11 protein-coding genes and 1 riboswitch are annotated in these 12,289 nt (G+C 39.7%); of the genes, 7 read left to right on the top strand and 4 right to left on the bottom strand.

Annotation, left to right across the window (positions count from 1 at the left end):
* Positions 1-117: 117 nt before the first annotated feature.
* Positions 118-209, top strand: a riboswitch (TPP riboswitch).
* The 7 genes from thiM (at position 198) to AC1EKB_RS04920 (ending at position 8,089) form a co-directional block, all read left to right on the top strand.
* Complete coding sequence (gene thiM, locus AC1EKB_RS04950) at positions 198-1,715, top strand: hydroxyethylthiazole kinase (protein ID WP_481248995.1); 1,518 nt, start codon at positions 198-200, stop codon at positions 1,713-1,715. It overlaps the preceding riboswitch by 12 nt.
* Positions 1,716-1,720: 5 nt before the next feature.
* Positions 1,721-3,412 (top strand): bifunctional hydroxymethylpyrimidine kinase/phosphomethylpyrimidine kinase, encoded by a 1,692-nt coding sequence (locus AC1EKB_RS04945; RefSeq protein ID WP_415694290.1) that lies wholly within the window; start codon positions 1,721-1,723, stop codon positions 3,410-3,412.
* Between the two features lie 801 nt (positions 3,413-4,213).
* Positions 4,214-5,116, top strand: coding sequence for an efflux RND transporter periplasmic adaptor subunit (locus AC1EKB_RS04940; RefSeq protein ID WP_415694291.1), 903 nt, complete (start codon positions 4,214-4,216; stop codon positions 5,114-5,116).
* Positions 5,113-5,823: an ABC transporter ATP-binding protein gene (locus tag AC1EKB_RS04935; RefSeq protein ID WP_415694292.1), complete on the top strand. Its 711-nt coding sequence runs from the start codon at positions 5,113-5,115 to the stop codon at positions 5,821-5,823. Before AC1EKB_RS04940 ends, AC1EKB_RS04935 begins: the two co-directional genes overlap by 4 nt.
* Positions 5,807-7,018, top strand: coding sequence for an ABC transporter permease (locus AC1EKB_RS04930; protein WP_481248994.1), 1,212 nt, complete (start codon positions 5,807-5,809; stop codon positions 7,016-7,018). The genes AC1EKB_RS04935 and AC1EKB_RS04930 overlap by 17 nt, the downstream gene beginning before the upstream one ends.
* A gap of 27 nt (positions 7,019-7,045) precedes the next feature.
* On the top strand, positions 7,046-7,570 hold the full coding sequence (locus AC1EKB_RS04925) for a hypothetical protein (protein WP_481248993.1): 525 nt from the start codon (positions 7,046-7,048) through the stop codon (positions 7,568-7,570).
* Between the two features lie 117 nt (positions 7,571-7,687).
* Positions 7,688-8,089, top strand: coding sequence for an XRE family transcriptional regulator (locus AC1EKB_RS04920; RefSeq protein ID WP_415694295.1), 402 nt, complete (start codon positions 7,688-7,690; stop codon positions 8,087-8,089).
* 181 nt (positions 8,090-8,270) lie between these two features.
* Here the strand turns inward: AC1EKB_RS04920 and AC1EKB_RS04915 are convergent, their stop codons facing one another.
* The 4 genes from AC1EKB_RS04915 to AC1EKB_RS04900 all read right to left on the bottom strand — a co-directional run bounded on the left by AC1EKB_RS04915 (position 8,271) and on the right by AC1EKB_RS04900 (position 12,176).
* Positions 8,271-8,642: a hypothetical protein gene (locus tag AC1EKB_RS04915; protein WP_004112863.1), complete on the bottom strand. Its 372-nt coding sequence runs from the start codon at positions 8,640-8,642 to the stop codon at positions 8,271-8,273.
* Positions 8,643-8,803: 161 nt separating this feature from the next.
* On the bottom strand, positions 8,804-9,964 hold the full coding sequence (locus AC1EKB_RS04910) for a histidine kinase (protein WP_480012447.1): 1,161 nt from the start codon (positions 9,962-9,964) through the stop codon (positions 8,804-8,806).
* Positions 9,961-10,632 carry a response regulator gene (locus AC1EKB_RS04905; protein ID WP_415694297.1) on the bottom strand — a complete coding sequence of 224 codons (672 nt, stop codon included), beginning with the start codon at positions 10,630-10,632 and terminating at the stop codon, positions 9,961-9,963. The genes AC1EKB_RS04910 and AC1EKB_RS04905 overlap by 4 nt, the downstream gene beginning before the upstream one ends.
* A gap of 275 nt (positions 10,633-10,907) precedes the next feature.
* On the bottom strand, positions 10,908-12,176 hold the full coding sequence (locus AC1EKB_RS04900; protein ID WP_481248992.1) for an MFS transporter: 1,269 nt from the start codon (positions 12,174-12,176) through the stop codon (positions 10,908-10,910).
* Positions 12,177-12,289 lie beyond the last annotated feature (113 nt).

The raw sequence follows: 12,289 nt of genomic DNA, 5'->3' as shown, positions 1-12,289 counted from the left end.
AGCAGTGCTTCTGCTTTGAGCGGCTCAGCGCTCCGAATTACCTTTTCGCGCTACGCTCTAAGCGAAAAGGTAGGTCGTCGCGCATATAAATAACGTCATAACGAACATATATAGTCAAATATGGGTTCGGGGTGCGCGAAAGCGCTGAGATTATACCCGTTGAACCTGATCTAGTTAGTACTAGCGAAGGGAAAATCATGACTACTGTGTCGTGCTCTAAAAATAGTGAATTCTCAACTAATGCTCGTTGCAAGCAATTCGTTCAAGATGTACGTGAATGCATCGAATCTTTGCGCGCAAAAAATCCGTTAACACATTGCGTAACGAATAATGTTGTTCAAGAAATAACGGCAAACGTTCTGCTAGCTGCTGGTGCATCGCCAGCAATGGTCGTAGATGCAGAAGAAGCTGAAGTATTTGCTCAAATCGCATCTGGTGTATTAGTAAACATTGGAACCTACAGGCCAGTAGACAAAGAATCTATGGATGCTGCAATTCGCGGAGCTGTAAAAGCGCACACTCCATGGGTTCTTGACCCAGTTGCAGTTGGCGGTTTAGCTCCACGCACGCAATACGCGCGCGAAATTGTTAAAAGTCATCCTACTGTAATTCGTGCAAACGCTTCCGAAATCTTAGGCTTAGCTGGAGAAGAAAGCGGTGGTAAAGGCGTAGACGCTGGAGATTCGGTTGATTCGGCAGTTGCAGCAGCTAAGAAGCTAGTTAAACTTTATGGCTCGGTAGTGGCTATTTCTGGCGAAAAAGACGCTATTTATGGTCACGGATGCTCGGCACGAGTCTCGGGCGGTCACGAAATAATGACGAAAGTAGTTGGCACGGGATGCTCTCTTGGCGCATTGGTGGCAGCATATGTTGGAGCAAATAGGAATCGACCTTTTGCAGCAACAGTTGCCGCTCACGTGCACGCTGCTGCAGCAGGAACTTGGGCAGCACAACGCTCAACATCGCCAGGTACATTTAGAACATTATGGATGGATGCGCTTATGGATTTGAGCGCAGACGAGATGCTGAAACTAGCGAATATTGAATTTGAACTCGACCCTGTTGATTGGTCTTTATACTTTATAACAGACCCAAAGATGAGCGATCGAGCAGAAGAAGATATTGCAGTTGATTGCGTTAAAGGCGGAGCAAGCGTAGTTCAATTGCGCGATAAGTACGCAAATAGCGAAACTTTTAATAATAAAGCTCAAAGCTTGCGAGACAAAATGCTTGCTAATGGTTGCGGAAACGTGCCGATTTTTGTTGACGATCGTATAGATTGCGCTAAAAGTTTAGGATTCAACTTGCATGTTGGGCAAACAGATACGCCTTATATTGAAGCTCGTAAGTCTATTCCTGCAGAATGGATGGTTGGGCTTTCTATAGAAAAGTTAGAACAGTTAGATTACGTTTATAACGAATGCGCTAAAGAAAATGTGGCATTGCCTGATGTTATTGGAATAGGCCCAATTTGGCCTACTGCCACCAAGCCAGACGCTGCTCCTGCTTTAGGCGTTGAAGGAGTAGAAAAGATTGCTAAACGAGCTAAAGAACTCGGTATTAGCACGCTAGGAATCGGCGGCGTTAACGAAAATACTGTATTTCCTATTAAAAGTACTTCAATAGATGGTTTATGCGTAGTATCTGCTCTAATGCTTGCGCAAGATCCTTGCGAAGAAGCACATAAATTACGCGATGCCATTACAAAGGAATAAAAATAATGAATAATCAATTTTCGCAAGCGCCTTCACAATCAATTTCGCAATTATACGATTCAAGTCTAAGGCCATCTTCTTTGCCATCTTTAGAAGACCCGATTATTCCACGCGTACTAAGTATTGCTGGAACTGATCCAACAGGCGGAGCTGGAATCCAAGCTGATCTAAAGTCAATCACAGCATCTCATGGATTTGGAATGTGTGTAACAACTAATTTGGTTGCTCAAAACACTTGCGGTGTGCGCGAAGTTTACACTCCTCCAACCGACTTTTTGCAAGCGCAACTAGAAGCAGTATTTGATGACGTAACTATTGATGCTGTAAAAATCGGCATGCTTGGAGACAAGTCATATATTAGTCTAGTTCAAAATTGGCTTAAAAATCATCCTGTTCCTGTTGTTGTGTTAGATCCAGTGATGGTAGCAACTTCGGGAGATAGGTTGCTTGAAAAGTCTGCAGAAGATGCAATGCGTGAGTTTGCGCCTCTTGCGGATGTTATTACGCCAAACATACCTGAACTCGCAGTATTATGCGATAAACAGCCTGCGTCCAATTTTGAAGAAGCTTATGCTCAAGCAAGCGAGTGGAGTGCAAAAAACAATACTATTGTTATTGTTAAAGGCGGCCACTTAACAAACGAAGATGCTGGAAATACTGTTGTGTTCCCAGATGGTCACAGAGTGCACGTTCCTTGCCCTAGAGTTGATACAACAACAACTCATGGCACTGGCTGCTCGCTATCTTCTTCTCTAGCTACGCGCATAGGATTAGCGTTGCGAGAAGGAAAGAAGCTAAGCGATTACAGTACTGTAGCGAATGCTTTAGCGTGGTCGTCAAGATGGCTTAACGAAGCTATTGCTTGCGGTAAAGATTTGCATGTTGGCAAAGGTCATGGGCCTGTGAGCCATGCGGCTCGTAATTATCGTTTGGAATTAGATTCTTCGTCAACTCCTTGGGAGCATATGCAAGCGAATGGCTTAGATGGATTAACTCCACAAAGCGTAGTCGTAAAAGCTCATAGCAAGGCTAGAAAGCCAAATGTGGAGCCGTGTGGTCCTTGGACTCAAGCGTTATGGGATGCTAGTGCAGATGTTGATAACAACATTATGAAAATGCCATTTATTAAGGCTTTAGGCAATGGAACGCTTGACTCCGACTTGTTTGCTTTCTACATAAGTCAAGATTCCGAATACTTGAAGCGCTATTCTCGCGCGCTTGCTGCTGTTGGAGCTAAAACGCCAGATAATGAGGCTAGAGTGCATTGGGCTACGGGCGCAGCTATGTGCATAGAAGCGGAATCGCAGTTGCACAGAGATTGGCTTGGAAGCAGAAATATAAGCATTGATGCGCCTTGTTCGCCAGTAACATTAGCTTACGTAAATCACTTACTTGCTTCTACAATGGCAGAAGACTATGTGATTGGTGCTGCGTCCATATTGCCATGCTATTGGCTTTATGAAGAAGTCGGGCAAATTTTAGTCAAAAATAATACTCCTGAAAATCCATATCATGATTGGATTTCAATGTATTCTTCTCATGATTTTGAGTCAGGAGTAAGAATGGCGGTTAAATTTGTTGAGAGAGCTTTTGAAGAAGCTGGCCCACAGGCTCGAATTCTTGCTGCTCAAGCATATATGACTTCATGCATTTACGAGTATGAATTCTTTAATCAAGCTCATAGAGCATTGAGGTAGATGGTTTGATAGCAGCTTGATAGCTTGGCAACTTGATAGCGCTGATGCATTGACTTCGTCTTTATTAACAAAATCTAGAAGATTTGAAGACGTGTCAAAGCGTCAGCGCATTTTTGTAATACGCATGTCTCTTATTGCTGTATGTCTGTTATTGTTGATTTTCTGAGTAGCGCAAATGCGCAGGCGACTTGCTTAAGACTTAAATTTGCTTAAGACTTAAATCGTGAGTAGTAAAAAGTTACCTAAATTCGCTAGCGCTATCTTCCTATCTTCCTATCTTCCTATTTTTTCTATCTTATTATCTTCCTATCTTGTAAAACCCAAAGTACTTTGGAAAATATCAGATAGAAATATCAAATATGCCCTATTTTCACTAATTCTATCTTGCAAAACTCAAAGTACTTTGGAAAATATCAGATAGAAGTGTGTGCATTGCGGTTATGGACCTATTCGATTTTTTGCTTAACGAAGATAGCCTTAATCGGTGATTTAATAGAGTGATATTAGACCTCTGAGCAAGTAAATCACTCAGTAACATATAAACTCTATGCAAAACAAATCATTCTCTGGTATTACACAAGCTTCAAGAATCATAAATAAAAATCATCATTTAGCGTGATGCAAACTCTTTACGACGATTATAGGCTATTAAGCAAAAGCTGAAATTCTAAATAAAGTGGTAGTCATAAAAGCGTTAATTGTAGCGTTACCGAGCCCTTTATTTATTTTGGATTAGTTTGAGAGGCTCGTTTCGACGCATTCTATGCGTTTACGAGTTTGGTGAGTAAGGAGCTTTGTGTTATGCGTAAGTTTACGAAAGTATTCTTGTTAGCTGCTCTGCCAGCGTGTTTGCTTACTGCATGCGCTGGTAGAGCAGTTGATGATAGTCAACAGCAGGCATCACATGATTCAGTTCCACTTATTTCAGTCAAAAAACAGCCTTTAACACAAGTTGTGTCGGGTAAAGCAACAATAGAACAATCGTCTACCTTTGTTATCGGTGCTATATGTAGGGGGAATTTTTCTCCATCGGTAAAGGCAGGAAGTGCTGTAAAAGCTGGAAGCATTCTAGGTTACAATGCTGGTAACAAGATTATTGCTCCCGTAGACGCTAAAGTTGTGTCAGTAGCTGAATCGTCTGCGGACATACCTAAATCTTTCCCGCTATTCACTCTTAAATATGAAGGTTTTTCAATAAGCCTTAACGCAAAAGCTTTACTTCGTTCTGCAGATATTGCAGATGTTAAAGGTCGCTTCCAAGTTGAAGATGGTGTTGGACCAACCAATTGTTTGCAAATAGTACAAAGCGGTGGAACTTCTACCGATGTTGCAGCCTCGGGTAGTAGCAAAAATGATGATGCTGATTCAACTCAAACAGATGAGTCGAGTGCGCAAAGTACACCCAATGTATCGTCGAAAGTTTTAACGTGTTTAATAGATAAAAGCACAGAAGTAGAATCAGGTCAAAATGCGACGCTTGTTTTTAATGGCAAGCATAAACAATCGGTTCTAACTCTGCCTGTTAGTGCGGTTGCTGGAAGAGTCCAAAAAGGCTTAGTCTCATACAGGAAAGGCGATAATTGGGAGCGTAAAGAAGTTGGTCTTGGAATCAGTGACGGCGCTAATATTGAAATTACGTCTGGCTTGCATGAGGGTGATGTTGTAGCAGGTGTTTCTCCTGATCTCATTCCAGGAGTGCAATGATTATGGGAAACAATCCTGTTCCACTGGTTGAACTACAAGACGTGTCAGCGCGTGTAAAACTAGGCAATGGCGAATGGCTTACCACTGTCAACTCTGTTTCTATGTTACTTAATCAAGGTGAAACATACGCGGTAGTCGGAAGGTCTGGCTCCGGCAAAACAAGTCTTATTTCTATTATTGGATTTTTGAATAAAAATTTTACTGGAAAATACTATTATTCTGGGAAGTCAATCCAAAAGTGTAGTGATACTACAGTATCGCATATGCGCGCTAGAAATATTGGTTTTGTTTTCCAAAACTATTCGCTTATTAAGCATTTAAGCATTAGAGAAAATGTTGAGTTGCCGCTTTTGTATGCAGGGCTACAACAAAGCAAGCAGACAAGAAGAAAAACGATAGAAGAAGCATTATGTGCTGTTGGATTGCAAGATAAACTAAACGAATACCCTGGAAGGCTATCAGGCGGTGAACAGCAGAGAGTCGCGATAGCGCGTGCCCTAGTTACTAATCCCGAATTACTTATTTGCGATGAGCCAACTGGTGCGCTCGATAGTAGTACGGGAGAAAAAGTGCTTCAAGTGTTGCATGATCGTGTTAAAGAATCTGGAACAACATTACTATTAGTCACTCATGATATGAAAGTGGCTCGTTCTTGCTCTCACATTTTTACTATGGAAGGCGGTGTTCTTTATGACCATGCTGCTTAAAGATTTGCGCCTGTCACCTATGAGATCCTTCCTCACAGGTTTTTCAATGTTTATTGGCATCGTTGCTGTTATTGCGTCAGTGCTTATTGGCACGGTTGGTAAGGACTATCTTATTGCAACTAACGAACAGCTAAACGGTCGTAGACCAACATACGAGATTACTTTTTCAGCACAAAATTTTGACGAATATTCAGTATTTAACAAATTCTTAAATCGCATTGAATCCGCAAACCGTAACGCTAACGTTATGCTACAACCAAACACTGGACTACTGTTTAGCGCTTCTATGCCAGCTTTGAAGAGTGTAAAAATAAGCGAAGAATATAAAACCAGCGATCTTCAATATGTTGATGCTGTTTACGCTACGGCAGGATACAACAAAGTTTATAACTTACCTATTGTAAGTGGAAGATGGTTTAGTAATAGCGCTAAAAACAACGCATTAGAAATGGTAGTAAACCAATCTGCTAGCAAAAGATACAAGATTGGTGAAGTAGCATTTATTACTTCTCGCAAAACAACACAAATGAGTCCTATAAGGATTGTTGGAGTTGTGAACGATGGCGTAGACTCGGCAAAAGTATACGTGAATATTCTAGGCTTGTTACGTTACGCTCCAACTCTTTGGGAATATTCTGAAAAAGAAGCTCAAGGTTCAATCTACTGGTTGAATAAAGAAAATCGTTCTCAAAAATCAATTAAATCTTATGTTTCAGATGCTCTTTATGACTGTTGTGGTGGGCAAGTAAACGAAATTAGAAGACATGATAATAGTGATAATTACGAGAATGTTATAACAGTATTGCAATTAAGTTTTGCTATCGTAGCAGCATTATTGCTTTTTGTTTCCGCCTTAGGTTTAATCAATATTGGTTTAGCATCGTTGGAACAGCGCACACATGAACTGCTTATACGCAGAGCCTTGGGTGCTACTAGATGGTCGATTGCTTCACTCGTGTTAGGCAGTGCGATTATTTTAGCACTAATAGTTTCGATTGCTGCCGTCGCTGTTTCTTTTGGTCTTGTGTCTATAGCATCAAGTTTTTGGGATGCATCAAGCCCAGTCAGTCCGCCAGTTTACCCATATGAAGCCGCTATTGGAGCTGTTATTTCGGCTTTTATTACAGCACTTGCTGGAAGTGTGGTGCCGACAATAAAAGCATCGCGTTTACAACCAGCATTAGCATTGCGTTAATTTTCAAAAAATAAGAAAGAAGGAATAATGAATAATCATACTATTGGTAAAGCAACTCTTATTATTGGTGTGCTTAGTGCGATTCTTATGTTCAATGCTTGTGGAGGAGTAGGCAACAATAATGCGAGTGATATGGGTGGTGCGCGCTCGCAAAATAGTTCGCCTAGAGAGACTGTTGATTTTGCTCATATAGAGAAGGAATATCAGGAATCTGTGGCAAAGCTTAGTTGGCCTGAAAAATATAAAGCTCCTGCAAACTTGGTTGGAGAAGAAAAAGACAGTCAGTTCCAGAGTGGATATGGCGATACGCAAGCATCTAATTATTATCAGTGTGCTTGGGAACGGCAATGGCTAGACACGTATGCTAGTGATGAGCAAGCGGCGAGTAAAGCTTTGCATGAGCTCGAAAAAGTGCCTAGCATGCCGTTTATGGGTCCAGATCGTTGTGATGATGCAACGCGAAACTTTTTCAAAGAGCACATGCGCAAAGCAAAACTGGGAGATCCATCAGGATTCCAACAGGATGTGCAAACTAATTGCCCTGTGATGTAATTGCATTTGTATGGCTTTATTGTGCTGATTTTGTATGCAATGCCTATTTACTGAATTGATAAATAGGCATATACTTATATGTGTGAAGCGAAAAGAGTTGGAGAAAAGACTTAATCAATGAGTGCTACTGAGCATGATAATGCAACAACTTGTTTGCAAATGGTGACCGCTATAGCTCGCAGATGCGATGGCTGGTGGGCTATAGAAGTGCCAGAAATACCAGGATTATTTACTCAAGTACGTAGACTTGATCAGGTTGCAGCAATGGTAAAAGACGCTGCTGCAACTTTAAATGTTAAAGTCAATGGCGTGAAAGTAACCCCGAAACTTAGTGAGCAAGATGAGCTTATGCTTCAGTGCATGTTAGATGCAAAATCTGCAGCTATAAAAACTCAAGAAGAAGCGTCTATGCTTATGCGTGAAACGGTCCGCTTATTAAGGAATCAGGGATTGACGGTTCGTGATGTTGCAGAGCTTACGGGAGTTACTCCGCAGCGAATAAGTTCGCTTAAAGCTTAGTAACTTAATGCAATATGGTTGAGGCTATAGGCAAATGAATTGTTCAGTAACGTATAAACTCTATGCAAAACAAATCATTAACAGATAAATAATCAAAGGCCAAGTCGTAGGATACATGGCTACAGCTTGACCTTTGAAAATTGTGATATGTTTTTATATTAAAATTCGCAGTCTAATGCTTTTACTTATTTTTGGCTATGCCAAGAGCTTTTGAACTTTCATCCTTATCAAGGCCTATAAATAGAAGAACAATTATACCAATAATCAGCGGAACATAACCGTATCCAGATCCGTGGATTATGCCGAATATTTCCATAAGCCCATTTGCTATTACAGCTAGTGAGGATACGATAAAATATAGTTGCGCGCACCACGGTTTTTTAATGAGAAACATGGTTGCAAGACCAAATAATCCAGCGATAATTTGAGGCACTCCCCATAGATAATCATTACGCATTACAATCAGCGCAATTCCGCTAGCAAGAAATACGCCATTGGCTATTGTCCAAAATACGGACGGAATTTGTGCTTTTGTATCTTCTAAATTACTCATATTCTTCTCCTTCTAATACAAGAAAATAATTGTGTATATAAAACCTTTACAATTTATAAATTAATGGCGCGCTAAAAGGTAAACAATATCTTGTATATGAAAACCTTTACAAATAATTACTAATTAAAACTACTCAAGATTCATTAATCTTTTAAACTGAATCAGTAAAGTATACTATTTATACGGTTATGTTCATTTTTTAAAGGGATAACTGCATTACATTCCCAATACTTGCCAAAGGCTCGAAAATAAAGTGAGCCGCCTAAATGCTTTAGGGTATCGCGATGGAGTAGAAGCCCTTTTTGAGATACTGCGCGAATCGCATCTTTACTTTTCTTGCCCAAAAATCGAACATTGAACTGTTTTATAACAATTTGTTTTTCGCGTATCGAAATTCTGATGTAATAAACTAAAGAAGCATATTTTCGCATGTTCAAATATAGCTCTTCGATTAATTCAATAACTTCACAGATGATTTCATCGCTAATGTCTTCAGGAATATCGTTACTAGATATATTGCATATGAATCTTCCTTTTAATCCACATGATTCATTGATTGAGTCGTTCATTTGTAGCGTATCTTCAATGCGCTGAATGAACTCGCTTCGAGCATCATGCTTAGCAGTATTTCCACGTAGAATGTCGATAATATTATGACCTTCTTCAAAAGCCTGATCTGCCAAATCATTTATTTCTTCAATAGCTTCTCGTTGCTTTTTAGAAATAGACTTGTCAAGTAATGCTATTTTACTTTGTAGTGCAATATCTGCAATCTTATTAGTTAATTTATCGTGCATTCGCACAGCCAAATTAAGATTATTAATTGTTTGCCTATCTTTTTCATAAAGAACCATTTTTTGGTGATAAATGCGCAAAATAATACCAGTGCAAACGCAAAATATATTTATTAAAAGGTAAGCAATAAGATACTTGAAAGACAAAGTTGATAGGTATCGGTATGCAACATAGTGTAATGCATCTATTACTAAGAATAAAGGTAGTGTAAATTGAATCGGATATAAATATGAAATAAAAACAAATGATATGATAAGCCCGAAAGTTACTGGTGGAAGATTCAGACTAGGAATAACAAGAATGCTGAGGTGCACAAAAATATAGCACATGCTCATAAAATGCGGGAGCAAGCAAAGGAACAGATTCATAGCAGCAAGAATCATGTAAACTATAACAAGTTGTATTGTGCTATTGTCGCTATTTGAGTAAATATATGCATCCATTGCGCTCGACAAACATCCCAATAGTAAAAATGTTTTATTGTCAATAAGCTTTTCTCGCAAACGACGCATTAAGAAAATAATCATTGTGTATCATTTCCTAAATATTCATCATGCAGCCATGTGGTAATAAGTTGTGAACGATTCGTCACATTCAACTTTTTGAACACGCGACGAAGGATAGTTTCCACAGTACAAGTTTCAACAAATAAACGTTTAGCGATTTGTGCATTGGTCATGCCTTTACTGCACAACTTTACAATTTCAGTCTCATGATCCGTTAAAGCAAGGCGTCCCTTTTTTGGCTTATTTTGCAAACGTTGAAATGCTGTCATCGTGTCGTCAAAATGAAGATCACCTATTATTTGCGGCTTGAATGTGCCATGGGCAATACTGCTAAGCATGGCGCAAATAGTTTCTGGGTGGTTTTTCCCAACAATGCCTTGCGCGCCTGCTGCCGATGCTTTTAATGCATAATCGTTGATAGGAAATGAAGTTATAGCAATCATTATTGGGAATGAATGTCTTCTTCGCAATTCGTATAATATTTTAATTCCCGAAACCCCAGACATATACATGTCAATTAGCAGCACGTCTGGGCATCGATTTTGACAAAACTGAATTGCTTGATCGGCACATGTTGACAACCAGCAAATATTGCAGGACGGAACAACCTGTTCAATATATGTTTTTAGGCCGTGTAGACAAAAACAATCATCGTCGACAATGCCAACAGTAATATGCTTTGCTGCCATACCGCTCCTTTAGAAAAGCATTATTTAAGTAATAATAGTACTTGAATTTGTATGATGAATATCTTGTCTAGGAAAACCCTTACAAAGGGAATCTTATAAAGGTAGGCGCTGAGAGCTTATGGGGGTTACTCCGCAGCGAATAAGTTCGCTCAAATCTTAGTAACTTAATGCAATATGGTTGAGGCATGACTATGGTTGCAGCATGGCGATGGCTGAGTGAAGAAGTTGCCATGTGCGCTTTATGGCTTTATTGTGCTGTCGCGCTAAATGGATTGTTATATGCTTCTTTTTACCCATGTTGATGGTGTCCAATAATCTTTGGTAAGCATTGATGGGTATGTTTGTTTACGAGCTTGAATAATCCATAAGGCTATACCTGTTGAAACAAGTATTACGCCAGCTGCAATCATTATGAATAATGATGAATTTAGATTTCCCCATGCTAGTACGCTTGCATACCCTACGATAATTCCGCATTGCTCCATAATAGAAGTAAAAGTAGTAGTTGCGCCGAGAATGTGTGTTGGTATGCCGTCGAGAAGAGCTGTTTGCCCATAGACGATGGTTGCGTCAAAAATAATACCTGCAATGAAAGCAGAGCAAAGAAAAAGAGCAATCCAGTTATTAAGTGCGAAAATAAGTAAAGGAATAGAAAGGAATCCAGGTAATAAAATAGAGTATAAAATCTCATAATGTAGCACAATGTATTTGCATAATAGCGAACCTACAATCATGCCAATGTTAAATATGCTGACTATTGACCCCCATGTGGATGCCGAATGAAAAAGCGTGAGACAATGGCGTGCTCCCATTAGTCTGAATGCAGCAAGCCATGATCCAGATTGTAATGCTGATACTACTCCTAAGACTATTAACCATGGTGTAGATTTCATATAGTGTAGAGAAGCTGCAAAACCAGCAGTTTTATTGCTTCCTGTTCCTGTTTTCGTATTGTTTGAGCTATTTTGTGCTTGCTGGTTTAGATTAACTAACAGTAGAGGTAGCGCCGCTAATATCATCACAATAGCAATGCTCGTAAAGAAAATGAGAGGATTGCATATATCAACAAATATGCCAGTAATCGCAGGTGCAGCAAGCCTGCTGAGATTAATCCACATGCGCATGCTTGCTAAAAACTTGGTTTTTTCGCCAGTTGGTACGCTATATGCCATTAATACTTTTTGATTAGGCGAAGAAAATGCAGTAAAGAACCCGAATATTATGCCGAGTAGTGTAACCGTAATCGCAATAAGATTATGCTGTGCGACTAAAGCGAAACCGTATCCAGTACACAACAAGGCAAAACAGAATGTTAGCGCTATAAACAATCTAGTTGGTGGATATTTATCTGCAATAATTCCGCCAAGCGGTGCTGCTATGCAGGTCATAAGTGCTACAGACACCGCGTTAAGAGCTGCGTGAGATAAGTCGACATGTATTAAAAGATATAGGCTTACGCCAAATCTACAGCTTGTTAAAAGAAAAGCATTAAGCGATAAAACGGATATAACCAACCCCGATCGTACTCGTGCTGCAGTGTTCATTGCTTACTCTTCTTACTTTTCTTTCTTTCATATTATGAATGATATGTGTCTTTCGATATGTACACCTTTATTTACACCTTTTTATGGACTGTGAGCGAAATGAGTGTTTTATT

Source organism: Gardnerella sialicivorans subsp. sialicivorans, assembly GCF_056746795.1.
The sequence above is the reverse complement of the archived record's forward strand: the minus strand, read 5'-3'. Positions and strand labels throughout refer to the sequence as shown.